The sequence below is a fragment of the Rhodococcus sp. MSC1_016 genome, assembly GCF_023667485.2.
Lineage (GTDB): Bacteria > Actinomycetota > Actinomycetes > Mycobacteriales > Mycobacteriaceae > Rhodococcus_F > Rhodococcus_F oxybenzonivorans.
On the sequence record NZ_JAMOZI020000001.1, the window covers coordinates 6,016,856 to 6,040,836 of the forward strand.

The 23,981-nt window shown below is 64.7% G+C and carries 26 protein-coding genes and 2 pseudogenes; 12 read left to right on the top strand and 16 right to left on the bottom strand.

What is annotated here, in order from left to right; translation table 11 throughout:
- Position 1 precedes the first annotated feature (1 nt).
- A complete protein-coding gene (locus tag L1080_RS28175; protein ID WP_250767073.1) occupies positions 2 to 1,297 on the bottom strand; it encodes a glycosyltransferase 87 family protein in 1,296 nt (431 codons plus the stop codon).
- Positions 1,298 to 1,478: 181 nt separating this feature from the next.
- Here L1080_RS28175 and L1080_RS28180 point away from each other — a divergent pair, with 181 nt between their 5' ends.
- Both L1080_RS28180 and L1080_RS28185 read left to right on the top strand, forming a co-directional pair.
- On the top strand, positions 1,479 to 1,811 hold the full coding sequence (locus L1080_RS28180) for an ArsR/SmtB family transcription factor (RefSeq protein WP_159923046.1): 333 nt from the start codon (positions 1,479 to 1,481) through the stop codon (positions 1,809 to 1,811).
- Positions 1,808 to 2,296 carry an SRPBCC family protein gene (locus tag L1080_RS28185; protein WP_250767075.1) on the top strand — a complete coding sequence of 163 codons (489 nt, stop codon included), beginning with the start codon at positions 1,808 to 1,810 and terminating at the stop codon, positions 2,294 to 2,296. The genes L1080_RS28180 and L1080_RS28185 overlap by 4 nt, the downstream gene beginning before the upstream one ends.
- 53 nt (positions 2,297 to 2,349) lie before the next feature.
- On the opposite strand, the gene L1080_RS28190 is transcribed toward L1080_RS28185, so the two are convergent.
- From L1080_RS28190 to L1080_RS28200, 3 genes are all read right to left on the bottom strand, one after another.
- Entirely contained in the window at positions 2,350 to 3,795 is a 1,446-nt protein-coding gene (locus L1080_RS28190) for an amino acid permease (protein ID WP_374432866.1), read from the bottom strand.
- A 16-nt stretch (positions 3,796 to 3,811) separates the two neighbouring features.
- The gene (locus L1080_RS28195; protein ID WP_250767860.1) at positions 3,812 to 5,038 is read right to left on the bottom strand and encodes a Glu/Leu/Phe/Val dehydrogenase dimerization domain-containing protein; all 1,227 of its coding nucleotides are present in this window, start codon (positions 5,036 to 5,038) and stop codon (positions 3,812 to 3,814) included.
- A gap of 189 nt (positions 5,039 to 5,227) precedes the next feature.
- Positions 5,228 to 5,758 (bottom strand): Lrp/AsnC family transcriptional regulator, encoded by a 531-nt coding sequence (locus tag L1080_RS28200; RefSeq protein ID WP_250767085.1) that lies wholly within the window; start codon positions 5,756 to 5,758, stop codon positions 5,228 to 5,230.
- A gap of 182 nt (positions 5,759 to 5,940) precedes the next feature.
- On the opposite strand from L1080_RS28200, the gene hppD reads away from it, so the two are divergent.
- Positions 5,941 to 7,146 (top strand): 4-hydroxyphenylpyruvate dioxygenase, encoded by a 1,206-nt coding sequence (gene hppD, locus L1080_RS28205; RefSeq protein ID WP_109334443.1) that lies wholly within the window; start codon positions 5,941 to 5,943, stop codon positions 7,144 to 7,146.
- Between the two features lie 76 nt (positions 7,147 to 7,222).
- Entirely contained in the window at positions 7,223 to 7,435 is a 213-nt protein-coding gene (locus tag L1080_RS28210) for a helix-hairpin-helix domain-containing protein (protein WP_250767087.1), read from the top strand.
- 53 nt (positions 7,436 to 7,488) lie between these two features.
- On the opposite strand, the gene L1080_RS28215 is transcribed toward L1080_RS28210, so the two are convergent.
- Positions 7,489 to 8,187, bottom strand: a complete 699-nt coding sequence (locus tag L1080_RS28215; RefSeq protein ID WP_250767090.1) for a Clp protease N-terminal domain-containing protein — start codon at positions 8,185 to 8,187, stop codon at positions 7,489 to 7,491.
- A gap of 129 nt (positions 8,188 to 8,316) precedes the next feature.
- On the opposite strand from L1080_RS28215, the gene L1080_RS28220 reads away from it, so the two are divergent.
- Both L1080_RS28220 and L1080_RS28225 read left to right on the top strand, forming a co-directional pair.
- Complete coding sequence (locus L1080_RS28220) at positions 8,317 to 10,686, top strand: FdhF/YdeP family oxidoreductase (protein WP_250767093.1); 2,370 nt, start codon at positions 8,317 to 8,319, stop codon at positions 10,684 to 10,686.
- 166 nt (positions 10,687 to 10,852) lie between these two features.
- Complete coding sequence (locus L1080_RS28225; protein ID WP_250767095.1) at positions 10,853 to 11,089, top strand: sigma factor-like helix-turn-helix DNA-binding protein; 237 nt, start codon at positions 10,853 to 10,855, stop codon at positions 11,087 to 11,089.
- Positions 11,090 to 11,135: 46 nt separating this feature from the next.
- On the opposite strand, the gene L1080_RS28230 is transcribed toward L1080_RS28225, so the two are convergent.
- Positions 11,136 to 11,918: a winged helix-turn-helix transcriptional regulator gene (locus L1080_RS28230; RefSeq protein WP_250767097.1), complete on the bottom strand. Its 783-nt coding sequence runs from the start codon at positions 11,916 to 11,918 to the stop codon at positions 11,136 to 11,138.
- A gap of 286 nt (positions 11,919 to 12,204) precedes the next feature.
- The gene (locus L1080_RS28235) at positions 12,205 to 12,594 is read right to left on the bottom strand and encodes a hypothetical protein (protein WP_459031905.1); all 390 of its coding nucleotides are present in this window, start codon (positions 12,592 to 12,594) and stop codon (positions 12,205 to 12,207) included.
- Positions 12,595 to 13,054: 460 nt separating this feature from the next.
- Between L1080_RS28235 and L1080_RS28240 the strand changes: the two genes are divergently transcribed.
- Both L1080_RS28240 and L1080_RS28245 read left to right on the top strand, forming a co-directional pair.
- A complete protein-coding gene (locus L1080_RS28240) occupies positions 13,055 to 14,545 on the top strand; it encodes an ice-binding family protein (RefSeq protein WP_250767100.1) in 1,491 nt (496 codons plus the stop codon).
- Positions 14,542 to 15,237 (top strand): class F sortase, encoded by a 696-nt coding sequence (locus L1080_RS28245; RefSeq protein ID WP_250767102.1) that lies wholly within the window; start codon positions 14,542 to 14,544, stop codon positions 15,235 to 15,237. The genes L1080_RS28240 and L1080_RS28245 overlap by 4 nt, the downstream gene beginning before the upstream one ends.
- On the opposite strand, the gene L1080_RS28250 is transcribed toward L1080_RS28245, so the two are convergent.
- The 6 genes from L1080_RS28250 to L1080_RS28275 all read right to left on the bottom strand — a co-directional run bounded on the left by L1080_RS28250 (position 15,189) and on the right by L1080_RS28275 (position 19,102).
- Positions 15,189 to 15,842 carry a hypothetical protein gene (locus L1080_RS28250; protein ID WP_250767104.1) on the bottom strand — a complete coding sequence of 218 codons (654 nt, stop codon included), beginning with the start codon at positions 15,840 to 15,842 and terminating at the stop codon, positions 15,189 to 15,191. The two genes, L1080_RS28245 and L1080_RS28250, sit on opposite strands and share 49 nt — an antisense overlap.
- Before the next feature lie 106 nt (positions 15,843 to 15,948).
- Positions 15,949 to 16,812 carry a DUF1206 domain-containing protein gene (locus L1080_RS28255; RefSeq protein ID WP_250767188.1) on the bottom strand — a complete coding sequence of 288 codons (864 nt, stop codon included), beginning with the start codon at positions 16,810 to 16,812 and terminating at the stop codon, positions 15,949 to 15,951.
- Positions 16,805 to 18,061: a fatty acid desaturase family protein gene (locus L1080_RS28260; RefSeq protein ID WP_250767191.1), complete on the bottom strand. Its 1,257-nt coding sequence runs from the start codon at positions 18,059 to 18,061 to the stop codon at positions 16,805 to 16,807. Before L1080_RS28260 ends, L1080_RS28255 begins: the two co-directional genes overlap by 8 nt.
- An 86-nt stretch (positions 18,062 to 18,147) precedes the next feature.
- Entirely contained in the window at positions 18,148 to 18,303 is a 156-nt protein-coding gene (locus tag L1080_RS28265; protein WP_204164880.1) for a DUF6131 family protein, read from the bottom strand.
- 58 nt (positions 18,304 to 18,361) lie between these two features.
- The gene (locus L1080_RS28270) at positions 18,362 to 18,556 is read right to left on the bottom strand and encodes a CsbD family protein (protein WP_250767194.1); all 195 of its coding nucleotides are present in this window, start codon (positions 18,554 to 18,556) and stop codon (positions 18,362 to 18,364) included.
- 81 nt (positions 18,557 to 18,637) lie between these two features.
- Positions 18,638 to 19,102: a hypothetical protein gene (locus tag L1080_RS28275; protein WP_250767208.1), complete on the bottom strand. Its 465-nt coding sequence runs from the start codon at positions 19,100 to 19,102 to the stop codon at positions 18,638 to 18,640.
- 128 nt (positions 19,103 to 19,230) lie between these two features.
- Here L1080_RS28275 and L1080_RS28280 point away from each other — a divergent pair, with 128 nt between their 5' ends.
- Entirely contained in the window at positions 19,231 to 19,956 is a 726-nt protein-coding gene (locus L1080_RS28280; RefSeq protein ID WP_250767211.1) for a TetR/AcrR family transcriptional regulator C-terminal domain-containing protein, read from the top strand.
- A gap of 581 nt (positions 19,957 to 20,537) precedes the next feature.
- A complete protein-coding gene (locus L1080_RS28285) occupies positions 20,538 to 21,746 on the top strand; it encodes a fatty acid desaturase family protein (protein WP_250767212.1) in 1,209 nt (402 codons plus the stop codon).
- Here L1080_RS28285 and L1080_RS28290 read toward each other — a convergent pair.
- Together L1080_RS28290 and L1080_RS28295 are read right to left on the bottom strand one after the other, a co-directional pair.
- Positions 21,691 to 21,975, bottom strand: a pseudogene (locus L1080_RS28290) (NAD(P)-binding domain-containing protein); the annotation flags it as partial. The gene L1080_RS28285 and the pseudogene L1080_RS28290 sit on opposite strands and share 56 nt — an antisense overlap.
- A 26-nt stretch (positions 21,976 to 22,001) precedes the next feature.
- Positions 22,002 to 22,133, bottom strand: coding sequence for a hypothetical protein (locus tag L1080_RS28295; RefSeq protein WP_284707568.1), 132 nt, complete (start codon positions 22,131 to 22,133; stop codon positions 22,002 to 22,004).
- Between the two features lie 149 nt (positions 22,134 to 22,282).
- On the opposite strand from L1080_RS28295, the gene L1080_RS28300 reads away from it, so the two are divergent.
- Positions 22,283 to 22,543, top strand: coding sequence for a hypothetical protein (locus L1080_RS28300; protein ID WP_250767217.1), 261 nt, complete (start codon positions 22,283 to 22,285; stop codon positions 22,541 to 22,543).
- Here L1080_RS28300 and L1080_RS28305 read toward each other — a convergent pair.
- A pseudogene (locus L1080_RS28305) lies at positions 22,503 to 22,712 on the bottom strand (hypothetical protein); the annotation flags it as partial. The gene L1080_RS28300 and the pseudogene L1080_RS28305 overlap by 41 nt on opposite strands.
- A gap of 310 nt (positions 22,713 to 23,022) precedes the next feature.
- Here L1080_RS28305 and L1080_RS28310 point away from each other — a divergent pair.
- On the top strand, positions 23,023 to 23,949 hold the full coding sequence (locus L1080_RS28310; RefSeq protein WP_250767220.1) for a cyclase family protein: 927 nt from the start codon (positions 23,023 to 23,025) through the stop codon (positions 23,947 to 23,949).
- Positions 23,950 to 23,981 lie beyond the last annotated feature (32 nt).

The following is a 23,981-nucleotide window of genomic DNA, read 5'->3' on the forward strand; positions in this document are numbered from 1 at the left end:
GTCACGCGCTCCGTAACGGCAGGTGCGGGGGATCCTCGAGCACCGGATCGACGGGCTCGGACGGCACCGTGGCCAGGGCGGGGGGTCGCGTTCTGCGCGCGAACACGGCCGACGCGACAAGGACCGGCACGTAGACGACGAGGTAGATGTTCTGCAATACCGGGGCCACGGGCCACGAGGGCGGGTACAGGAACAGGCCGATCACGATGAAGTCCGTGCTCCACCAGTACGGCCACGCCGCGGTCGCGGCGAACAATCCCGCCGCGGCGCACCACCAGAGTCGGCTCACGGTCAGCGCGCGGTGCACCAACCAGACGAGCAGGGGAATCAACCACACCCAGTGATGACTCCAGGAATACGGCGACACCACGGCCATGGTGAGGCCGCTGAGGGCGACCGCGAGGAGGCGCTCGCCGCGCTCGTACAACCGCACCGATACCAGAATGCTGACAACGGTGACGGTCGCGGCCAGGACGAACCACAGCCACAGCGGCGCCTGTCCGTCGGTCAGCCGGGCCAGGGTGCCACGCAGAGACTGGTTCGACGGATGTCTGTTGTCGGCGATGCGGGTCGAGTCGAAGAACGTGCTGGTCCAGTACTGCCGCGAGTCACCGGGGATCACCGCCCAGGCCACACCCACCGTCGCGAGGAAGGCCGATATGGCGACGGCAGCCGTACGCCACTGGCGCAAGGCCAGGAACACCAGCACGAAATACGCAGGAGTCAGCTTGATTCCGGCGCTGATCCCCGTCCCCACTCCCCGCAGTCGGCTGGAATTCGGCCGGGAGAAGTCCCACAGCACCAGCAGCATCAGCACCAGATTGATCTGGCCGTAGAACAAGGTTGTCCGTACCGGCTCGAGGAAAGTGCACGTGAGGGTCGCCAGGGCCGCGACGAGCAGCAGGTAGGGGGTGATCCGGTAGCCGAGGATCCGGCAGCACAGCACGATGCACGCGGCGAGCACGAACAGATTCAGTGCCATCCACAGGTTGTCGACGTAGGCGCCGGGGATCCTCTCGAGCGGGACGAAGGCGAGTGCCGAGAACGGGGTGTAGGTGTACAGCAATCCGAGTACGACGGGGCCACCGTAGAGCGGCAGGTCGTGCTGCACCCGCCACCCGCCGTCCCGGTACACGTGGAGGTCGGCGCCACCGGCGAACAACCCGATGTCCGGGGTCCACGGATCGATGGGGCCGAGCACCAAGGCGGCCGCCACCGTCGCGCTCACCACCAACCCGATCACGAGCGTCAGGCTGCGAGGTAAAGGAACACCGTCGCCTGCCGCCGACCCGGCCATGCCCGTCCCCCTCTCGTCTCCCCCCGAGGTACACGCTAACCGGCGGGGGCTGGCGGCTTCGGTAGTGCGGGCGGGGCAACCGGATTCGTTATCCATCCGTATCGGCTCCGAGACGCCGTGACCCGAGCTGCGCGCAGGCCGGGGGTTGACGGCACCCCCAGCGAGTGAAACACTGAACTAGATGGTTCAGCATTCAGCTCTCGACACTTCGTTCGCCGCACTGGCCGACCCCACGCGACGCGGAATTCTGCAGAGGCTCCGCCGGGGCGCCAGCACGATCAGCGATTTGGCAGAGCACTTCGAGATGACCCTTACCGGCATCAAGAAGCACGTGCACCTGCTCGAGGTTGCGGGAATGGTCGTGACGGAAAAACGCGGGCGGGTGCGGTATTGCATGCTCGGCGCGAATCCCCTCGAGCGTGAGGTGGCCTGGATACGGGACTACCAAACGTCTCTCCAGGGCCGACTGGACCGTCTGGATGAATTCCTCACAAGAACGGAAGGCACCTCATGAGCACCTCCACTCCTCCCACGGCCGCGACGCTCACCACCCCGGCGGATCGCGAGATCCGCGTCGAACGCATTTTCAATGCCCCGCGCGAACGGGTGTGGGCAGCTTTCACCACCCCCGACCTCCTGGCGCAGTGGTGGGGCCGCGGAAATCGGCTCGACATCGAGCGCTGGGAATTCGAGCGCGGTGGCCACTGGCGTTTCGTCGAACACTCCGAGGGAGACACCCATGGATTCGAGGGCCGGTTCCGCGAAATCACTCCCATGGAGCGCCTCGTGTACACCTTCGAATGGGACGGTATGCCCGGGCACGTCACGGTCGACCACAACACCTACACCGATCTGGGCGACGGTCGCACCAAACTGACGGTCGTCAGCCAGTTCCACACGCCCGAGGAGCGCGACGGCATGCTGCAATCCGGCATGGAAGGCGGCATGAACGAGAGCTACGCCGCCCTCGATGCGGTTCTGGCGCAGACGACGTGGTGATCTCACCGGTCGCGTGACCGGCCGCGGTCCTCCTCCGATCGAAGGCCGACCTCTCAGTGGGCGTGCTCGATGGTCGACTGAGTGTCGCCGCTCGTCCTCCGCTGCCGACGTCCGAGGACCCAGCAAGCCAGGGTGATCGCGCACGTGAAGGTGAGGGTCGCGATGAGCTGGTTCCGCGCTGCGTCGTCGAACAGGGCCAGAACCGCCACGGCGGCGAGCAGGGCGAGAGCGACATAGGACAGATACGGGAAACCCCACATCTTCAGCGGCAGATCGTTGCGGCCTTCTTTCTCGGCGCGGCGGCGTAACACGATCTGCGACACCGTGACGAATGTCCACAACACCAGAATCGTCGACCCGACTGCGTTGAGCAGCAGGGGAAGTACCCGCTCGGGTGCGAGGTAGTTGAGAACCACCGTCAAAAAGCCGAAGGCCACGGACGCGAGCACCGCGAGGCGGGGTACGCCGTTGCTCGATACCCGCCCGAAAATCTTGGCCGCGGCGCCGCGCTCGGACAGCGAGTAGATCATCCGTGAACCACTGAACAGCATGGCGTTGAGCGAGGACAGCAGGGCGATCACCACGACGACGGTCATCACCGCGCCCGCCCCGGGCACGTGCGCGGCGTTCAGCACCGCGACGAATGGGCCCGAGGAGAGTTCCTCGGCAGTCCACGGCAGAACCGTCACCATGATGAGAACGGAACCGATGTAGAACACCAGGATTCGCCACACGATGGAGCGCACCGCCCGGCTCACGTTGCGGCGCGGCTCGGACGTCTCTGCGGCCGCGATGGCCATTACCTCGGTGCCGCCGAACGCGAACACCACGATGAGTAGTCCGGCCGCGATGCCGGTGACCCCGTTGGGGGCGAATCCACCGTGACCGGTGAGGTTGGCCAGCGCGGGAGCGTCGAAGCTCGGAATCCAACCGAAGATCATCGCGGAGCCGATGCCCAGGAACCCGACAATCGCCGCGATTTTCAGTGCAGCGAACCAGAATTCGAACTCACCGAATCGGGAGACACCCGCCAGGTTCACGGCGGTCAGCACACTCATGTAGAAGAGCGCCGCCGCCCACTGCGGCACCGCCGGTATCGACGCCGCGGTGATGGCTGCCGCAGCGGTTGCCTCGGCGGCCACCACGATGACCACCTGCACCCAGTAGAGCCAGCCGATCGTGCGCCCCGCGATCGGCCCCATCGCCTTCTCGGCGTGGACCGAGAAGGCGCCGCTGTCGGGGTCGGCTGCCACCATTTCGCCCATCATGCGCATCACCAACACGACGAGAAAGCCGGCGATCAGGAAGGACACGAGCACGGCCGGACCCGCGACGGCGATCCCCGCGCCGGAACCGACGAACAACCCGGCCCCGATCGCGCCGCCCAAGCTCATCATCACCAGCTGTCGTGGCTTCATCGCCTGCTGAAGTCCGCGGGTGACAATGTCTTTCGTGGGTGCAGGCGGCGCCTGCACCACTGTGTCGTGAACTGTGTTCATGGGGTCTCCCGGGATGTCAGACGAGCTGATCGAGAGCGATCTCGAAGGCGGTACCGGCAATCCCGGTCGGCTGCTGTGATCGCGCGTGGCACCGCTCGAGCGCCGTCGCCACGGTGGTGGACACATCACCGAAGATGGCGTCGTCGGACACCTCGATGTCGCCCTCCATCAGCAAAGCGAACGCTCGGGCCATGCCGCAGTTGGCGATGAAGTCGGGCACCACTGCCACACTCTTGTCGGCGTACTCGTAGGTGGGGCCGTAGAAGATCTCGTCGTCGGCGAAGGGCACGTTGGCCCCGCTCGCCACGACTTCGAGGCCGCCGTCGATCAATCGGTCCACCTGGTCGCGTGTCACCAGGCGGGACGCCGCGCAAGGCAGGAACACCTCCGCGCCGACGCTCCAGATCGTCTCGTTGATGTCGGCGAACGGCACAGCGCCGGGAGCGTTCAGCTCATTGCCCGACCTGGTGAGGAACAGATCGCGGATCTGTTCGAAGTCGTACCCGTCGGTGTTCGACACCCCGCCGTTGCGGTCGATGATTCCGACGATGCGGGCGCCGGACTGGGCCAGGTAGTAGGCGGCGGTGGCCCCGACGTTGCCCCAGCCCTGCATGATCACCCGCTTGCTGGTGAGTTCACCGCCGTAGACGCGGTAGTAGTGGCGTACCGATTCCGCGACGCCCCAGCCGGTGATCAGGTCGGACACCGTGTACTTGGCCTGCGGGTCGGGGGTGAAGCGCGGATCCTCGACCACCTTCGCGACACCGAGCCGGAGTTGCCCCACCCGCTGCACCCGTTCCCGGTCGCTGGCCGCGAAGTGTCCGTTGACGACGCCTTCCTGCGGGTGCCAGAGCCCGTAGCTCTCGGTGATCGGGACGACCTCAGCCATCTCGTCTACGTTCAGGTCGCCGCCGGTGCCGTAGTACGCCTTCAGCAGCGGGGTGACGGCCCTGAACCAGCGTCGCAACACCTCGTCCTTGCGGGGGTCCGTCGGATCGAAGTCGATGCCCGACTTGGCGCCGCCGATGGCGGGCCCGGAGACGGTGAACTTCACTTCCATGGTCTTGGCCAGGGACTCCACTTCCCGGCGGTCCAGGCCGCGCCGCATCCGGGTTCCACCGCCGGCAGCGCCCCCACGCAGGGAGTTGATCACGGTCCATCCGCGGGCGGACGTCTCGGTGTCGTGCCACTCGAAGACGATCTCGGGGGCCTTTTCTTCGAATCGGGTGAGCAGGTTCTTCATGGCTTCTTTCGGGGTCGGGCGGCCGGGCAGCAGTGGGATCGAGCCGTTCCCTCGATCAGCACCCGCTGTTACGGCGATCACTGTGGCGGGCGCCACTCCCATGCCGCAAGCAGCCCTGCAGCACGTAGCCAGGATGAACATCACCACGACAGGTTTTCGGTGTTTTTCTAGGCAACGTGCCCAGCAAACTCAGCGATCGGCGTGCTGATCGGTGGCCCGGTACGCGGGAGCCTTCGCCGAACCGCGACGGTCGAGGGTGCGCAACAGCGGCATCGACCGATACGGAACGATCACGGAGAGCACCATCACGCTCGTGGACCGCGCGACGACGCTCGATTTGTTCAGATCGATCAATGTCTGCTGCAAACCGAGATGTGATTGGGCCGCGACCCGGCAAAGGATGTCGCCCGAACCGGTGGTCGCGAAAGCTTCGAGCACACCGGGAATCGACTCGAGCTCCGACGTCACCGAGTCGAGTGCGCCCTGCGCCGTCTCCAGGGTGACGAATGCCTGCACGTCGAAACCGGCAGCCGAAATGTCGATATGCGGCTCGTAACCGGCGATGATGCCCGACTCCTCGAGCTTGCGTACCCGCGCCTGAACGGTGGCTCGGGCCACCTTGATTCGACGCGACAGCTCCAGCACTCCCGCCTTCGGGTCGGCGTGCATGGCGTCGAGCAGCGCGAAATCGAGCTCGTCCAGCTGCACGGCATCCTTCATGCGAACACCACCTCCGAGGTCGATCAGCTAGTCCGACTGTATAACAAATCGCGTGATTTGCTCCTCGAAAGTGGCACTGCGGCTAGGAACTCCTGGCTCGGTTGCCTACGACGGCGGAGTGGGTTTTCGTGGTGACGCAGGCGACAGTCCGGCTTACCGGCCCATGAAAGAGGAAGACTCCGATGACGATCGAACAGACACTTACCGACAAGGAACGTTTGGCGGATCTCGATCTCGATCAGCTCAGGCAGTTGGTGGGTCTGGTGGAATACGACTCGGCTGCGGATCCGTTTCCGGTCAGTGGTTGGGACGCGGTCGTGTGGGTGGTGGGCAATGCCACCCAGAGCGCGCATTATTTCCAGTCGGCGTTCGGAATGACTCTGGTCGCCTACTCCGGGCCGACCACCGGTAACCGCGATCACCACAGTTTCGTTCTCGAATCCGGGGCGGTCAGGTTCGTGATCAAGGGTGCCGTGGACCCGGACAGCTCGTTGATCGAGCATCATCGCGTCCACGGCGACGGTGTCGTCGACATTGCGCTGGCGGTGCCCGATGTCGACAAGTGCATTGCGCATGCCCGGGCGCAGGGTGCGACCGTTCTGGACGAGCCCCATGACGTCACCGACGAGCACGGCACCGTTCGCCTGGCGGCGATCGCCACCTACGGCGATACCCGGCACACCCTCGTCGACCGCAGCCGTTACACCGGCCCCTACCTGCCCGGCTACGTCGAACGCACCTCCACGCACCGCAAGCGGGACGGCGCCCCGAAGCGGCTGTTCCAGGCCCTCGATCACGTGGTCGGCAACGTCGAATTGGGCAAGATGGACGAGTGGGTCGGGTTCTACAACCGGGTGATGGGCTTTACGAACATGGCGGAGTTCGTGGGCGAGGACATTGCCACCGATTACTCCGCGCTGATGAGCAAGGTCGTCTCGAACGGCAATCATCGGGTGAAGTTTCCGCTCAACGAGCCGGCGATCGCGAAGAAGCGGTCGCAGATCGATGAGTACCTCGATTTCTATCGTGGTCCCGGTGCCCAGCATTTGGCGTTGGCCACCAATGACATTCTCACCGCCGTCGATCAGCTGACCGCCGAGGGTGTCGAGTTCTTGGCCACCCCGGATTCGTATTACGAGGATCCGGAACTGCGGGCCCGGATCGGGAACGTGCGTGCCCCGATCGAGGAGTTGCAGAAGCGCGGCATCCTCGTCGACCGCGACGAGGACGGGTATCTGCTGCAGATCTTCACCAAACCACTCGTCGACCGTCCTACCGTGTTCTTCGAACTCATCGAACGCCACGGTTCCCTCGGTTTCGGTATCGGCAACTTCAAGGCCCTCTTCGAAGCCATCGAGCGAGAACAGGCCGCACGCGGCAACTTCTGACACGCGGCTCGAGTCACGCACGAACTCGTCGGCGCGATGCCCGTATCGGACGGTATGGCTTCGGTACCGTGTCGGAATGAGCACACGCGATGTTCCGGCACAGATAGGCGACCTTCCTCCGATCGGGCGTCCGGCGAACAGCGCCCTGCTCGAGGCGGGCATCACCACCCTGGCGCAGGTGGCCGCTCGCAGTCGTCGAGAACTGCTCGCCATGCATGGCGTGGGTCCCAAAGCTGTTCGAATCCTTGAAGGAGCTCTCGAGGATAGAGGACTCGCCTTCGTCGAGTGAGCACCGGCGGTAGGTGGAATCCCCGACCGACCGACTGCTGACCGGAAGCGGCTCTATTCCTTCGCTTCCGCTGCGCCGAGCGCCGTCAGCAGGAATCTCTCGGCGGCATCGGTGTCGGCGCCGAGGCGGCGGAGCGGACCCGGATTGTCCGTTTCGTCGGCCATCAACGCGAGCAGCATGTGTTCCGTTCCGATGTAGTTGTGGCCGAATCGCAGAGCCTCGCGGGTGGACAATTCGAGCACCTTCTTCGCGCCCGCCGCATAGGGGATGAGAGCGGGGGATTCGGCGTCGGCCGGTCCGGCAGCTAGGTCTGCCTCCGCGGCTTCCCTGATTGTCTGAGGTGTGAAGCCCTGGTCGGCGAGCGCCCGCATCGCGAGGCTGTCTGGCGCGCACAGCATGCCGAGCAGGAGATGCGCCGACTGAATCTCGGACAGGCGCTGCGCCCGCGCTTCCTCCTGCGATTGGACCACCGCCTGCCGGGCCTTCTCGGTGAAACGCGCGAACATGTTGGCACTGCCCTTGGGTGTGAACCGCTGCTGGGCGGCTTGCTTCGTGACACCTATACAGCCGCCGATCTCCGTCCACGACGCACCGCTACGCCGCGCTTGATCGACGAAGTGGCCGATCAGGTGGTCGGATATTTCGTTGAGGTGCTCGGCGGTCAAGACCGCAGCCGTCAACTGTTCGAGGGGTTGATCGGGGTATCCGGAGCGGATTCCGTCGATGAGGTCGTCGAGTCGTATTTTCGTCATGCGTCAACGGTAGATTGACGCATAGCGTCCGTCAAGGCCGGGTTGACGATGCGCACTTTTCTCCAGCCGATGCCGCGCCGCGCGAATACGATGACAGGAAGAACGTCGAGCCGTGACGGGAGACTGACCATGCGTCACCACGATGAGGGCCGCGAGCACGACGAGGCCGACCTCGAAATTCGACCCCAAGAGGATCATGCCGCCGGCCCCACCGCCGTCGCAGTGTCGATGAAACGTTCGCTCGAACATATGGGCATGAGGCGGACGGCCGAGACTCTGCTGCGCCTCAATCAGGCCGAGGGATTCGACTGCATGAGCTGCGCGTGGCCGGACCCCGACCCGGGTCATCGGCACAAAGCCGAATTCTGTGAGAACGGCGCGAAGGCGGTTGCGGAGGAAGCGACCCGGTCCCGCGCGACTCCGGAATTCTTCGCCCGGCACAGTATTGCCGACCTCGACAGTCACAGCGAACACTGGCTGGGGCAGCAGGGGCGGATCATCCACCCCATGGTGAAGCGGCCCGGGGCGACGCATTACGAACCGATCGACTGGGACGACGCGTTTGCCCTGATCGGCGGCCAGTTGAAGGCACTCGACAGCCCGGACGAGGCCATTTTCTATACGTCCGGTCGGGCGTCCAACGAGGCGGCGTTCGCGTACCAGCTGTTCGTTCGCGCATTCGGTACGAACAATCTGCCCGACTGTTCCAATATGTGCCACGAATCCACCAGCATCGCCCTTCAGGAGTCGATCGGCATCGGCAAGGCGAGTGTCGTGATGGAGGACGTCTACGACGCGAAACTGATTGTGCTACAGGGCCAGAACCCGGGAACGAATCATCCGAGGATGCTGTCGGCGCTGGAGAAGGCAAAGCAGAACGGTGCGAAGATCCTGTCGATCAATCCGCTCCGTGAGGCCGGCCTGGTCAACTTCAAGAATCCGCAGACCGCACGCGGCATGGTGGGATCGGGTACCGACCTGTCCGACATGCACCTGCCGATCGCACTGAACGGGGATCTCGCCCTGCTTCAGGCCTTTGGTTCGCTGCTCGTCGAATGGGATGCGCTCGATCACGCCTTCATCGACCAGTACACGATCGGCTTCGAGTTGTGGAAAGAGCATGTCGCCGCAGTCGACTGGGACGTCGTCACCGAGACGACGGGGCTGTCCCGGGAGCAGATCACCGACGCCGCCACGTTGCTTCGGGACTCCGACGCCACCGTGTTCTGCTGGGCGATGGGACTCACCCAGCATCGTAACTCCGTGGCCATCATCAAGGAGATCACCAATCTCGCACTGGCCCAGGGCAATATCGGGAAGCGTGGTGCCGGACTGTTTCCGGTTCGCGGGCATTCGAACGTGCAGGGTGACCGGACGATGGGTATCTGGGAGCGTCCGCCCGGGCATTTTCTCGATGCCCTGCAGAAGGAGTTCCGTTTCGATCCGCCGCGCGCGAACGGGTACGACACCGTCGACTCGATCCGTGCCATGCGCGACGGCAAGGCGCACTTCTTCCTCGGACTGGGCGGCAACTTCGTTCAGGCCGCCCCGGACACCGAGGTGACCGCTGCGGCGCTCCGCAAGACGCGCATGACCGTGCACATCTCCACGAAGATCAATCGTTCGCACCTGGTGTGCGGGGAGACGGCGCTCATTCTGCCGACGAAGGGACGCACTGAGAAGGATGTTCAGGCGTCCGGTCCGCAATTCGTTTCGGTCGAGGATTCGACGTGCTCGGTTCACGCGTCGCGGGGTCCGCTGGACCCGGCCAGTCCACACCTGGAGTCGGAAGTGGGCATCGTGACGCGCATTGCCGAAGCCACCATCGGTGACCGCTACGGAATCGACTGGAAGAGAATGCGAGAGGATTACGCGAACATCCGGCTGCACATCTCCCGCGTCGTGCCCGGATGCGAGGGGTACGAGGTGAACGTCCGACGTCCGGGCGGTTTCATCCTTCCGCACCCACCGCGTGACTCCCGAACCTTCGAAACGCGTTCGGGTCGTGCAGAGTTCGCGGTATCCCCGATCGAGGTCGTGCAGGTGCCGCCGGGGCATCTGATCTTGCAGACCCTGCGAAGCCACGACCAGTTCAACACCACGATCTACGGGTACAGCGACCGCTACCGGGGCATCGAGGGTGGCCGCCGCGTCATCTTCATGCACCGCGACGACATCGCGGCGCTCGGATTCGATGACGGCGACATGGTCGATCTCTTCACGCGCTGGGACGCTGACGAGCGAGTCCGGTGCGCGCAGAACTTCCGCATCGTCGACTACGACACCCCGCGCGGCTCCGCCGCCGCCTACTATCCGGAGACCAATCCGCTGGTGCCGCTGGACTCGACGGCGCTGGGCAGCAATTGCCCGACCTCGAAGTCTGTCGTCATCTCGCTCGCGCGAGCGAAGGGGCGGCACGGCAATCAGGCCGGCGACCAAGACGAGGTGGGCGCCGACTGGACACACAAGACCGACCCGGAGCCGCACCACCTGTCCTGAGTTCGTCCGCAGTTCGCCACTGTGTCCCCTTACCGTGCTCTGTTCGATGGGTGTCGCCCCTGCTCGCCCGCGCAACATCCCGGCTGATCGGGACGCCGGTCCCTTCCCTACGGGACATCGGGCCCGGCACAGTGAAGCGACTTCGACGAGCGAAAGGCGAGCCGTGGTGACCATCGATGACAAGAGCGCAACCCGGCCGTCGACGCTCCTCGACGCGCTACCCGAGCGGTACCGGACGGTGCTGCGCTTGCGGCTCGCTCATCAGTTGCCGGTCGAGAAGGTGGCTCGGATTCTCGGCACCTCGACCGAGACTGTGCTGCTCACCCAGCACGCCGCGATGAACCTTCTCCGGCGAGAACTCGCGGACGGACGCCGCAATAAGGTCGAACGCTGGATGCCGTGAGTCAGGTTGCCCGCACCGAATGCTCAACGCACTACGGGGCCGTAACTCACACCGCATCCGACAACGTGTATCCCGTGTCAGCGCAGGTGTTTCGGCTGCTGTGGGCAAGTTGTGTCGGAGCCGGGTGCTCGTCGGTCTCGGATTTCAGTCTGAAACCGACGCCGCGCACCGTTTCGATGACGTCCGGTGCCCCGTGAGATTCGAATTTGCGGCGTAGTAGATAGACACACGTGTTGAGGACGTTCGACTTGGCACCCTCCGGCAGCCCCCACACTTCCTGTAACAGTTGGCCCCGGCGGACTACGCGGCCGGCATTGTCCGCGAGAGCGACGAGCACGTCGAGTTCTGTTCTACTCAGCGCGATGCGGGCAGGGCCGACGTTGAGCACTGCATTGTCGGTGTCCACGGAGATGCCGGACGAGGTAGAGGAATTCGACGACGAGCGAGACGGCCCCAGTCGTCGGAGGAGAGCACGAAGCCTCGCGATAACCTCGTCGACGTTGGCGGGAACACACATCACGTCGTCTGCGCCCGCCTCGAAGTAGGAACACCGGGTTTCCTCGTTCGCGAACTCGTCGACGACGAGGATGCCCGTTCTCGCTCCGAAAACACGCAAGACTCGGATGGTGTCCAGCGCCTCGAGGTTTCGTGAACGGGCGTCGACGATCACCACGTCGGCACGCCGCACGACATCTGCTCCGTCGAGCGTGGCGGAACCGGGCTGCACGTGCATCCCCGCCGAGCGTAGGTATCCGACGAGCCATGATTCGGCGCTTGGAAGGAGGACAACCGTTCCCGGAACGGCACCGTGATCGGCAAAGGAGTACATCGGTGGTCCCCTCCCTCCTGCGGCTTCGCCCCCGTGAGTACTTCTCAACCACGGGTTGTTAATAAGTACTCACGGGTCAGTGGCAAGATCGGGAGAATCGACGGGAGTGTTACTGCGATCATTCTGAGTTGCCGACGCAAGAGGGATGCAGTGGATGCACCCACTCATTCCGCTCCGGTGACGCGGGGAGGCCGGACAGCCTTTTTCGGCGGGCGTGCGCCCGCCGTGTCAGGTGGAGCTTGCGCGCAGGCAGCTGGTAGTCGGCTGCACGCTGTCCCTGTCGGGGCTACTGCGAAGACAGCCACAGCCTGAATGCTTCAGCCGTCGCCGCCTGCAAAGTCGTCCCCCGGGTGGCCACTTCGATCTTTACCTGCCGCAGCAACTCCGGGTCCACGCGGGCGGAGAACTGCGGGAATTTTGTCGCGCCCACGGAAGTTGCGGTGGGTTCGGCTACAGTCCGCGGTACAAGCGAATCTTTATCACCATCGAGCGCCGCGATCTGTAACGCGTTCTCGGATGCTCCCATGGAGTGCTCGTTGGACATCTTCATCTCCTTGATGAACCGATGAGGTAACCGGTTCGGAGGCACATGCTGAGTTGTGTCAGAAATCCTCTTGCCCATGCACGACCAGAACGGACCGGAACCGAAGCCTACGGATAGAAAGATAGCAGGCATGAAGGCAATATAAGTTGTTACCAACAAATACAACTGGATGCGGGATATGAATTTTTGTCCATGAAGAGGTATTCACAGTCCCTATCAGGGTTTGTGTCTGGTTTTCGTACCGCTGGTACGAAACCATGCAATGTAGATTGGTAACTCGGCCGCGATTTTATTTATTGGACATGCGCCCAGATTGGACTTGCTGCGCATCCAGTCGAACGCGAAACTTACTGTACGTCCGACCAACTCATAGGATCGGACGGCGAGGCATTGCACCTCCGGGTGCGGCCTCGCTGGTGAACGATATTTGTCCCGCGCAAGGTTTATGCATCAGCGAATTCTCCCAATTGCTACCCGATATCTGGGAGTCAAATTAATCAAATAGCCGACACGCCGTCTCGATCGTTGACACATACCGGGTGGTTTGCGAATGATTCCACTCGTCAACCGCTCCACGGTGAGGGGAAAATTCGTGACATCTATCCACAATTCGCTTTGGGCGCGTACACCGCGCCGCTGGTTCGTCGGGGTAGCGGCCATCGCGACCACCACGGCTCTCATGATCTCCGGTGGTGTCGCGTCCGCGTCTCATCCTCCGGTCGGTCTGGGAACAGCCGCCTCCTTCGCGGTATTGGCCGGCACTACAGTCACCAACACCGGCCCTACGACCGTTTCCGGGGACCTGGGGGTCAGCCCAGGAAGCGCGGTGACAGGATTTCCGCCGGGAGTAGTGATCAACGGTACGCAGCACGTTGCCGATGCTGTTGCGCTCCAGGCTCAATCCGATCTGACGACGGCATACAACGATGCGGCCGGCCGGCCTGCCACCGCGGCGGTGCCCCCTGACCTCGGTGGTCTGACTCTGGTCGACGGTACCTACAACACGGCTGGGCCGATGGGATTGACCGGCACCGTCACCCTGGACGCGCAGGGAGATCCCAACGCGGTGTTCATCTTCCAGGCGGGATCCACGTTGATCACCGCGTCGAACAGCACGGTTGCCCTGATCAACGGGGCTTCGCCGTGCAACGTGTTCTGGCAGGTGGGTAGCTCGGCGACGCTGGGCACCAACACCACCTTCGTCGGAACCATCATGGCGTTGACCTCGATCTCGGTGCAGACCGGCACCACCGTGAACGGGCGCGTACTGGCCCGCAACGGCCAAGTCAGCCTCGACACGAACGTCATCACCCGGCCCAACTGCGTCACGCCGCCGCCGACGTCCACGACGACGCCGCCACCGACCACAACGACGACCACCACGACGGCACCGCCGACCACGACGACCACCACGCCGCCGCCGATTACTACCACCACCGTCACCAACGGTCCCGTCGTGCCGATCCCCATTCCGATTCCCATCCCGATTCCCATTCCGCCCGGCGGAGGAATTCCCGGCGTTCCCGGCGTTCCTGGCGTTCCTGGCGTTCCCGGTATCCCTGGCGTTCCCGGACCGCCCGCTCCTCCCGGACCGCCTGCACCGCCTGCTCCTCCCGCACCCCCTGCTCCTCCAGGACCCCCGGCACCCCCTGCTCCTCCAGGACCTCCGGCACCCCCTGCTCCTCCGGCACCCCCTGCTCCGCCCGGTGGGCCTGGTGACCAGGGTGGGCCTGGTGACCAGGGTGGGCCCGGCGACCAGGGTGGGCCCGGCGACCAGGGTGGGCCCGGCGACCAGGGTGGACCCGGCGAGCAAGGTGGACCCGGCGAGCAAGGTGGACCCGGCGAGCAAGGTGGACCCGGCGAGCAAGGCGGACCCGGTCAGGGTGGACCCGGCGGGGGCGGCAAGGGCGGCCCCGGTGGAAACGGGTACATCATTCCCAAGGGCGCCCCGGAAACTGGGGCCGGTGGTATCATTCCGCCCTCCGGTGACGACACGCTGCTCTACTCGCTCGGAGGGCTGGCCCTCGCCGGGTCGGGCATAGCGGCCGGCCAGGCCGCCCGAGTGCGCGGGAGGCAACGATGAGCGACCCGAACGCCGACTGGTCGGAGTCCGTCCCGGGCCCCGAGTGGCCAGGTACCGAGGGGACGACGGGCAGGGCGAAACGCTGGTGGGTGTTGGCGGCAGTCCTGTTGCTGGTCGCGACGGCCTTCCTCGCCCTGCGCAGCTACCAGAGTTCGACTGATCCGCAGCTGACACCGCCCACGGCGACCGATACCGTGCCGGCACCCTCTGACGGGGTGTCCGGCCCGGCGCCGGTGGCACTGCGGATTCCTGCGCTGGGGGTGGATGAATCGCTCATCACGCTCGGCCTCAATTCCGACGAAACAGTGGAGGTGCCAACCGATTTCGACAAGCCGGGTTGGTACAAGTTCGGGCCCGCTCCGGGGCAACTGGGTTCGGCCGTGATCCTGGGGCATGTTGACTCACACGAGGGGCCGGCGGTGTTCCACCGAGTCAAAAACCTGAAGGCGGGAGACTCGGTCGAGGTGAGCTTGACCGACGGCAGCGTCGCCCATTTCTCCGTTACCAAGGTGGAGACATATCCGAAGAAAGAGTTCCCCGCCGAGCAGGTCTACGGCTCACATGGCGAGCACACTCTCCAACTCGTCACCTGTGGAGGGGAATTCGACCCGCATGCCCGTAGCTACCTATCCAACGTGGTGGCCTACACCTCCTTGGTCGACATCACTCCGGCGGCCACCAACCAGAGATGACCGGACAGCCCCGGGCCCGAGCAAATTTCACGGAAGGAGGCGAAGGCAGCCACGGCCCCGTCGGACAGCGAAGAGTGCTTGCATAGGGCGGGGTCGACCATCGTCGGGTTGCGCGAGGGATTGAGTTCCTCGACCACGATCGGGCCGAGGGCGGCGGCGCAGCCGGCCGCGGCCCGATCGTGCTGGGTATCGAGCCGGCCGGGCTGGGTGCGGTAGAGCTCGAGGACCCCGACGTGGGCGCCGATGAACAGACGGAGGGGGAAGGCGAAGACGGCGCGAACACCGAGGTCGAGTACCTCGGGGACGAGCATCGGCCACCGCGTCGCTGCGGCGGGATCCGCCACATCGGGTTGTGTTTCGGGCACCGATGTGCGACGCGGTAAGGCCGGGGCCCTCGCCCAGGGTGAATTCGAGTTCATCGATCCGTTCGGCGGTGATGTCGGTTGCGTACACCAGGTCCCACTGGTGTCGCTGGCGAACACCGCGATGGCTATGCCGTCGACATCGACGTCGTTCGAGCATTGCCCGCACAGGGTACGAGTGCGAGCGAGTAGGGACACCGTCTGATCGTCGTCGGGGCGAGCTGGGTTTTGTTCGGCGCTCATTTCCCCCACTTTCCCCCGCGGCGGGACGACAAACATCCCGCCGCTCACGCCACGAACTTCGTTGCTCGGACGGGGCCGCCGGCGTACGGGTACGACCTGCGCCCGACTACATCTTGGCGTAGCGGGCCATGGCGAAGCTGTAGAGGCCGTAGGCGATGATGCCGGCACCGGCCGTGATGAGGAGGGCTACTCCGTAGGGTTGGGCGCCGACGGTTTTGAAGGCGCCGTCAAGTCCTGAGGCCTTATCGGGTTCGGATTGATTGACGGCGAGGATCACCAGCAACCCGATGGCGGCGATGGCCAGACCTTTCGCGATGTAGCCGACCATGCCCAGTCGCCGCACGAGTGGGCTGGTGGTTCCTTCGAGGTCGTCGAGGAATTTGCGACTGACTCCCTTGTAGACGTGGTATCCGCCGACCGCGATGATGACCAGCGCCGCGGCGATGAGGGCGATCGTGCCGGCGGTGGTCTGCATCAGGCGGGCGGTGATGTCCGCACTCTGGCCGCTGCTGGACTTTCCGCTGCCGCGGGCGAATCCGAAGGCGGAGAAGGCGAAAGCGAAGTAGACGACCGCCAGGGCGAAGGCCTTGAGCCGGTCGACGATTTCCGATTTCTTGCTGTCGGCGTCCGGTCTGGATGAACTGCCGAGTGCCGCTTCGGCGAGTCGCCACAGTCCCATGATGGCGAACGCGACCACGCCCACCCACAGTGCGGCGATGCCACCCGGTTTGGCGGCCAGTTCCGTCATGGCACCGGATTGGTCAGCGGTGCCGGCTGCGCCGCCGAGGGCGAGCCGGATGGCGATGTAGCCGATGATCAGGTGCACGATCCCGCTCACCACGAAGCCTGCGCGGGCAAAGTGTTCGAAGAAGCTGTTCTGCGCCACCCGTCCTGCGGTGGAGGACGAGTTGTCCTGCGACGCCGACGAAGAATTGGCGGAGGACGCCGGGGAACGGGTGGTGTCAGGCATGGTGATCGCCCCTTATCGGTAGTGAAGTCCTTCGCCGGCGGGTGCGCCGGTTCGTGTGCAGGGTTCGTAGGGCTGTGCGTAGCCCGATGCGGGTAGCCGGAGTTGCCGCGACCGGCTCACGCACGCCGCGGAATCTCAGTTCGGAGGCCGTCTCGGGGGCATCGTCGGCGGTCGCGCGCAGGAACCGGTCGGGGAGTGCGAGTTTGTGGATGGTGCGCAGCGTCAGCAGGTACTGCCGTGCGAGGGAGCCGGTGGTGTACGGCAGGTCGTATTTCTCGCACAATGCGTGCACCTTGGTGGAGATTTCCGCGTAGCGGTTACTGGGCAGGTCAGGGAACAGGTGATGCTCGATCTGATAGCACAGGTTGCCGCTGAGGAACGCCATCACCGGGCCGGCCCGGAAGTTGGCGGCGCCGAGCATCTGCCGCAGATACCACTCCGGCTGTGTCTCGTTCTCGAGTTCGGCGATGGTGAACTTCTCGGCACCGTCCGGAAAGTGTCCGCAGAAGATCACTACGTACGCCCACACGTTCCGCAGCAGATTCGCGGTCAGGTTCGCCGTCAGCGTTCGCCGCCAGCGGCGTCCGCTGAGGGCGGGAAAGAGCAGGTAGTCTTTGCCCGTCTGGCGGGCGATCTTTCCGATCAGTGCTCGGGTGTGGGCGGACTTCTCGGCGGCAGTGCGGGCCCGGGTCTGTTCGGAGTACAGGTCGTGGAGGGCGATGCCCCATTCGAACATCGCCGCCATCACCAGGTTCCGCAGCGGTTGCAATAGGTTTTCGGGCTTCCACGGTTGGTCGCGGGTAATCCGGAGGACACCGTAGCCGAGGTCCTCGTCCATTCCGACGACATTGCTGAACACGTGGTGGCGGTAGTTGTGGGAATACCGCCACTGCGATGACAGGCCGGCCATGTCCCATTCCCAGTTGGTGGAGTGGATTTCGGGGTCGTTCATCCAGTCCCATTGGCCGTGGGAGACGTTGTGGCCGATCTCCATGTTTTCCACGCTTTTGGCCACCGCGAGCGCTGTCGTTCCGAGAACCCAGCCCGCCGGTTTCCTGCTGCCGTGGATCACCAACCGGGCCGCGGCATCGAGTAGCCGCTGGAAGCCGATGGTGCGGCGGATGTAGGTGGCGTCGGCCTCCCCGAGGGATTCTGTGACCTCCCGGCGAATGGTGGTCAGTTCGTCGCTGAGTGCCTCGACGTCCGCGTCGGTGAGGTGTGCGTATTCCTTGATGTCGGATATCGCCATGAGTGGTTCTCCAGATTCCGGGCGTGCCCCACCCCCCGAACGTCGTGGTGCGATCGTCGTGTCCGGGGCGCGGCTCATGGCCGGGGTCAGTAGTAGTGGCGTCGGCCCGCTACCGCGTGGCCCATCGACCCCATGATCACCAGGACCACTCCAATGACGATGAGCGCGACCCCCACGTACAACAGGATGGGCAGGCTGATGACCACGCCGAGGATGGCGAGGATGATTCCGAGAATGATCATGAGGGCGACCTGATTTCGGGACAGAGAGTGGGATTGGGTATCGAACGGTGTGAGCGGGTCAGTGTTTGAAGACGTGCTTGAACTTCTGTCCCGCTTGCTTGAGCTTGTCACCGGTTTGCTTGGTGTTGCCCTTGGCCTGCTCTGCACTGCCCTCGGCTTCCATGCGTTCGTTTCCAAGGGCCTTGCCGGCGGTCTTCTTGGTGGCGCCCTCGGCGGTTTCGGTCTTGTGCCGAAGCTTCTTCACGATGCTCATGGCGGTACTTCTTCTCTCTGTGGTGATCGGACGGCGTGGCTGCGGGCCCGATGTCGGTGGATTTCCTCAGCGCGGGTTTCCTCAGCGCGCGACGTCGTGGGTGGTGGCGGCCCTGGTTGTTCGGTGGCCGAACGGGTGCCGCCAGTCACGTCGCCCGTCTCGCTGGTCACCGGGAGTTGGACTGTGTGCGGTCCTGTCGACTGTGTCCGGGTCCGCGGCGACCATGTCGCGCTGCCCGGCGAGGCGATCCCGGTCCTGGTACGCGTCCGCTGTCTCCCGGCGAGAATCCTTCAGGTCGTGGCGGGCGAGGCGGCCGCGGCGGGAAGTCCGCCGGGCACCGGCCAGTAGCAGGCTCAGCCCGAGGAGGCCGACCGCGCCGACGACGATGCCGTACAGAAACAGCGTGCCGGTGGAGCCGGTGACGTGATAACCGAATACGGCGAAATCATCGGTCAGGGCGTGCCCGTCGCCGCTGTTGGTCAACACGCCCGCGAGCCCGATGATCACGGCGGCGAGCAGAATGACGAGTCCGAAGATGATGATCATGGCGGCCTCCCGGGCCTGCGTTGTAGTACCCAGTCAACGCCGCATTTCACGGTGTGTCAACACTGTAGGTCTACTGTCGCGGCCTACGGTTAAGGCCTACAGTTGAAGCAGCGAAGGAAGTGTTTGTGATGGCCAAGGCCCCCGCTGATCGCCCGGTCCACTCCGGCGACGGTTCTGTCCCGGACGGCGGCCCGATGACCCGACAGCGAATCCTGACGGCAGCACTAGCGATCATCGACCGCGACGGAATCGACGCACTGTCCATGCGACGCCTCGGCAAAGCCCTGGGCCGCGACCCGATGACCCTCTACCGTCACGCTCCGAACAAGGCCGCGCTCCTCGACGCCGTCGCCGAGAGCGTCCTCGACCAACTCGAGGTCGACACCGACGACGGCGACTGGGCAACCCAACTCCGGGAGGTCGCCCGGGGCTTCCGCCGGTTGGCGCTCGATCATCCCCACGTGGTCCCGCTGCTGGTCACCCGGCCCCTGTCGACGCCCCTGGGGCTGCGGCCCCTGGGAACTCTGCGCCCGCTCGAGAACATCCTGAGCTTGCTCACCCGGGCCGGTTTCACCGGGACTGATGCCCTGCACGTCTACCGGGCATTGTTCGGCTTCCTCCACGGTCACGTCCTCAACGAACTCCAGGAAATCGTCGAACGCCCCGATGAGCACGACGATCTGCTGCGCCTGGGACTGCACCGGTTACCGATCGGCGAGTTCCCGCTGCTGCGTGGTCTCGCACCCGTGCTGGCGTCGTATGACGGCGCCGCCGAACTCGAACGCGGCCTCGACATCCTGATCACGGGACTGACCGCCACACTGCCCCATCCCGACAGCCCAGCCCTGCGGTGAGCTGAATCCAACCTTCGTGCTGGCACTCGCCAACCTGCCAACCTGCAGCGGAGCCGGCCCATATTCCAGATGCCCGAGACCGGCCCCGAGCGGTCGGCGGTCGGGGTGCTCTGCTGGTTGAAGCAACGAGACGGAAGAGCACAGTGTCGCCACGCAAGCTCGAGACCGTGGTCCTGCACAATGACGTCCTCACGTTCGTCGACGTCGGCGAGGACCGCCGGTGGTGCTGGTGCACGGGCTGCTCGGCTCGGTGCTCGACCAGTTCCTCGCTCCGGCTTCAGGATCCGACCGGTAACAGTAGCAATATGCCCGCATAGTCATCGCACGTTCTTCTGTCGCTCGTGCGGGGAGGCGGTGCGGATCCCGCCCTGCTCCGGTGCGCAACCACAGGCCGACCGGTGATTCACTCCTCCCATGTCCGTCTGACTCGCGGCTGCGCGATCGCCTGTCGGTGGTGATCCGTAGGCTCGGGTTCGTTCTGGTGAGTATCCCCCCAGATTTGTTCTCGAGTACCGCCTCGGCTAACGCACATCTCATCTGCACGTAACCTACGGTTGCGTAACCTACGGTAGCGTCGACGCATGGCGATTTCCGATGTTGCGGACTATGCCCACCTGACCGACGCGGATGTCGAAGCGCTATGCGGCGAGTTCGACGCAATCCGGCGTGATATCGAAGCCTCGCGTGGCGAGCGGGACGCCCGGTACATTCACACCACGATCCGACTACAGCGTTCCCTCGAAACCGGCGGTCGAGCAGTGTTGTTCGCGAGTTGGTTTCCTCCGGCCTGGCTTGCCGGCACGGCGCTGCTCGGCACCGCCAAAATCATCGAGAACATGGAGCTCGGCCACAACGTGATGCACGGCCAGTGGGATTGGATGAACGATCCGGAGATCCACTCGTCGTCGTGGGAGTGGGACATCGCCGGCGTGTCGGCGCACTGGAAGCAGACCCACAACTACATCCATCACAAGTACACCAATGTGCTCGGGATGGACGACGACGTGGGCTACGGCCTGCTGCGCGTCACCCGCGATCAGCGCTGGCAGCCGTGGAGCATCGGCAATCCGGTCTACAACCTACTGTTGCAGCTGTTCTTCGAGTACGGCGTGGCGTTCCAGCATTTGGAGCTGGGCAAGGTGACCAAGGGCGGTGTCGATCGTGTCGAGTTCGTGCGCAGAGGCCGCGAGGTGCTCGCCAAGGTCGGCAAGCAGATCGCCAAGGACTACCTCGTCTACCCGGCCCTGACCGGTCCGGCGTTCCCTCTCACGTTCACCGCGAACCTGACGGCGAACATGATCCGCAACGTCTGGACCAACATGGTCATCTTCTGCGGGCATTTCCCCGACGGCGCGGAGAAGTTCACCGCTGCCGATCTGGAGGATGAAACGCGGGGGCAATGGTACCTGCGGCAGATGCTCGGCAGCGCGAATTTCGAGGCGGGGCAGGTCATGGCATTCATGAGCGGCAACCTCTGCTACCAGATAGAGCACCACCTGTTCCCGGACCTGCCGAGCAACCGGCTGCACGAAATTTCCGTGCGGGTTCGTGCCCTGTGCGAAAAGTACGACCTGCCCTACACGAGCGGATCGCTGCCCGTGCAGTTCCTGAAGTCCTGGCGCACCATCGCCAAGCTCGCGCTGCCGAACAAGTTCCTGACGGCGACGGCCGACGACGCGCCCGAGACCGCGTCGGAACGCAAGTTCACCGATCCCAGGCCGCGGATCGACCCGGTCACGGGCGTGCGCCGCGGGCTGGTGACAGCAATCCGCGATGGTGTGGGAGTCTGACATCACCGCACGGTGGCGCCACTCGAGCATTGGCGCCCGTTCGCGCTGGGGTGACGTGATCGATGTCGGCGCCGGCGCCGACATCGAAGATCACCAGCTCGCCGGTGCGGTCCCGGGCGACACCGCCGGTGACAGGGGCGTCGATCACCCTCGCGCCCGCGGCTTGGAGGGTGTTCGCCGCGGCCGTGACCGATTCCGGTCCGACCGTGGACATGATGATCCAGATTTGGCCGGCCGCACCGGCTTCGGCATCTGCTACAGGGTGTCGAGGTGCTCGGGGGAAGTGACCATCACCACGACGACCTGCGCGTCGGTGATGTTCTCGACCGCAGCAATGCCGGTGTCTGCGGCGCGCTTGCGGGCGGCCTCGAATAGATCGACGCCCACGACGGTGTGACGGATTGGGCGAGCTGGGTGGCCATCGGCAGACCGATGGCACCGAGCCCGACGAACGCGATGGAAGTCAACGGCTTTCTCCTGACTGGACTTTCTTGGATCGAAGTGCCAGCACCGAGAAGTCGACGAAGTGCTGATGCATGGCCGCCCGGGCGGCGTCGGGGTTGGCGGGTGGCCAGGGCATCGTCGATGCCGAAGTGCACGGTGTCGGTGTTGATCGCGTCGACGTCGCCGACGCATTCGAGTTCGAGGGCCAGCGTGCGCCGGGAGCGGATGTTCTCCCGCAGGACCGTGCTCAGTCTGCAGGTGACCGACACCGACATCGCGGAAGGGCCGCCGCCGCGGCGATCGACTCCTCGATCATCTCGCGGGCCTGGACGAACTGGGCCGTGCCGAGATAGCGAGCCGGTGTATGAGAGTGAACAAGGTCCGGAACAACGACGCGCCGTGGGCATCGAGATAAGTGCCGTGCCCGCGCCGCCGCCAGAGGACCCCGAGGTAATCGGGCATGGCGAGTTGCTCTCGGAGTGTGCCTCGACTGATCTCGAGTTTCTCCACGAGTTGCCGCTCGGGCGGGAGCGCGCGCGCCCTCGGTGGGCATAGTCAGTGCTGATGGTGCTCGGCAGTATTTCCTCAGGGTCGGGCGCCACCGCCCGTGCGCGAAGCTGCGCGGGCTCCCGGCGCCGTCGTCGTTCGATGGCGTGTGGATCGCGCGCCGTCGGCACGTGTCGGCGGTCCTTCGCCGTTGATGGCAGTAGCGGCTGGCCGAAAGCTGGTGCTCCACGGCTCGGTGTTGACACCCGAGGTGTTGCGGGTCACAATTCGCGTAGTTGACATGACTGTCACGTCATACTTTGTGTGGATTGGCCGAGGAGGCAGAATGACGACGTCGATATCCGATATGCGAGGGCTGGGCCGACGGGTGAGTAACTGGGGTCGTTGGGGCGCCGATGACGAGCGGGGGACCACGAACCTCATCACGCCCGAGTGCGTGGCGGCTGCCGCTAAGTTGATTCGGACTGGCCAGATCTTCGAATTGGGCATCCCGCTCGACGGTGACGGTCCGCAGCCGGGAGGCAATCGGATCAATCCGATCCGGCTGATGGCCGAGAATGGGCAGGAGCAGGTGCTTCCCGGCGGCTTCAAATGGGCCGACGACTATGTCTTCATGCCGCTGCAGGCCGGCTCGCAGTACGACTCCCTTTCCCATGTGCACTACGACGATCAGCTCTACAACGGGTATCCGGGATCCGGTGTCACCGTCAAGGGCGCCGACAAGTGCGGAATTCACACCCAGGCCAAGGGAATCGCCGGGCGCGGCGTGCTGCTGGACGTGGCCCGGGCGCGCGGTGTGGATTGGCTCGAAGCGGGGACCGCGATCACTCCGGACGAACTCGATTCCGTCGCTGCCGCTCAGAACGTCGAGATCGGTTCGGGCGACATCGTGATGATCCGCACCGGTTGGCGGGCAAAGTTTCTCGCCGACCTCGACCCGGCAAGTTTCATGGCCGGCGAGCCTGGACTGAGTCTGTCGTGCGCGTCTTGGCTGCGCGAGCGCGACGTCGCGGTGGTGGGCTCGGACAATTGGGCGGTCGAGGTGATGCCCGGCGAGAACCCCGGGGCGTTGTTCGAGCTTCACATGGTGCTCATCCGGGACATGGGCATGACCCTTGCCGAATTGCTCGACTTCGAGGAGCTGGCCGCCGCCTGCGCTGCCGACGGCGTTTACGACTTCTTTTACGCCGGACCGCCCCTGCAGTTCACCCGCGGGGTGGGATCGCCGATCAACCCCCTCGCGATCCGGTGAGCACCGACTCCACCGCCACCTCACCAGTACCT

What these genes read in the sequence shown, in the direction of transcription:
- L1080_RS28255 (WP_250767188.1), bottom strand. Translation starts at nt 16,812, where the DNA reads ATGCCTGACACCACCCGTTCCCCGGCGTCCTCCGCCAATTCTTCGTCG.
- L1080_RS28180 (WP_159923046.1), top strand. Translation starts at nt 1,479, where the DNA reads ATGGTTCAGCATTCAGCTCTCGACACTTCGTTCGCCGCACTGGCCGAC.
- L1080_RS28175 (WP_250767073.1), bottom strand. Translation starts at nt 1,297, where the DNA reads ATGGCCGGGTCGGCGGCAGGCGACGGTGTTCCTTTACCTCGCAGCCTG.
- L1080_RS28200 (WP_250767085.1), bottom strand. Translation starts at nt 5,758, where the DNA reads ATGAAGGATGCCGTGCAGCTGGACGAGCTCGATTTCGCGCTGCTCGAC.
- L1080_RS28300 (WP_250767217.1), top strand. Translation starts at nt 22,283, where the DNA reads ATGGCCGCCCGGGCGGCGTCGGGGTTGGCGGGTGGCCAGGGCATCGTC.
- L1080_RS28190 (WP_374432866.1), bottom strand. Translation starts at nt 3,795, where the DNA reads ATGAACACAGTTCACGACACAGTGGTGCAGGCGCCGCCTGCACCCACG.
- L1080_RS28215 (WP_250767090.1), bottom strand. Translation starts at nt 8,187, where the DNA reads ATGACGAAAATACGACTCGACGACCTCATCGACGGAATCCGCTCCGGA.
- L1080_RS28235 (WP_459031905.1), bottom strand. Translation starts at nt 12,594, where the DNA reads ATGCCTGCTATCTTTCTATCCGTAGGCTTCGGTTCCGGTCCGTTCTGG.
- L1080_RS28195 (WP_250767860.1), bottom strand. Translation starts at nt 5,038, where the DNA reads ATGAAGAACCTGCTCACCCGATTCGAAGAAAAGGCCCCCGAGATCGTC.
- hppD (WP_109334443.1), top strand. Translation starts at nt 5,941, where the DNA reads ATGACGATCGAACAGACACTTACCGACAAGGAACGTTTGGCGGATCTC.
- L1080_RS28260 (WP_250767191.1), bottom strand. Translation starts at nt 18,061, where the DNA reads ATGGCGATATCCGACATCAAGGAATACGCACACCTCACCGACGCGGAC.
- L1080_RS28250 (WP_250767104.1), bottom strand. Translation starts at nt 15,842, where the DNA reads ATGAGCGCCGAACAAAACCCAGCTCGCCCCGACGACGATCAGACGGTG.
- L1080_RS28210 (WP_250767087.1), top strand. Translation starts at nt 7,223, where the DNA reads ATGAGCACACGCGATGTTCCGGCACAGATAGGCGACCTTCCTCCGATC.
- L1080_RS28265 (WP_204164880.1), bottom strand. Translation starts at nt 18,303, where the DNA reads ATGATCATTCTCGGAATCATCCTCGCCATCCTCGGCGTGGTCATCAGC.
- L1080_RS28185 (WP_250767075.1), top strand. Translation starts at nt 1,808, where the DNA reads ATGAGCACCTCCACTCCTCCCACGGCCGCGACGCTCACCACCCCGGCG.
- L1080_RS28275 (WP_250767208.1), bottom strand. Translation starts at nt 19,102, where the DNA reads ATGATCATCATCTTCGGACTCGTCATTCTGCTCGCCGCCGTGATCATC.
- L1080_RS28280 (WP_250767211.1), top strand. Translation starts at nt 19,231, where the DNA reads ATGGCCAAGGCCCCCGCTGATCGCCCGGTCCACTCCGGCGACGGTTCT.
- L1080_RS28285 (WP_250767212.1), top strand. Translation starts at nt 20,538, where the DNA reads ATGGCGATTTCCGATGTTGCGGACTATGCCCACCTGACCGACGCGGAT.
- L1080_RS28245 (WP_250767102.1), top strand. Translation starts at nt 14,542, where the DNA reads ATGAGCGACCCGAACGCCGACTGGTCGGAGTCCGTCCCGGGCCCCGAG.
- L1080_RS28230 (WP_250767097.1), bottom strand. Translation starts at nt 11,918, where the DNA reads ATGTACTCCTTTGCCGATCACGGTGCCGTTCCGGGAACGGTTGTCCTC.
- L1080_RS28310 (WP_250767220.1), top strand. Translation starts at nt 23,023, where the DNA reads ATGACGACGTCGATATCCGATATGCGAGGGCTGGGCCGACGGGTGAGT.
- L1080_RS28270 (WP_250767194.1), bottom strand. Translation starts at nt 18,556, where the DNA reads ATGAGCATCGTGAAGAAGCTTCGGCACAAGACCGAAACCGCCGAGGGC.
- L1080_RS28220 (WP_250767093.1), top strand. Translation starts at nt 8,317, where the DNA reads ATGCGTCACCACGATGAGGGCCGCGAGCACGACGAGGCCGACCTCGAA.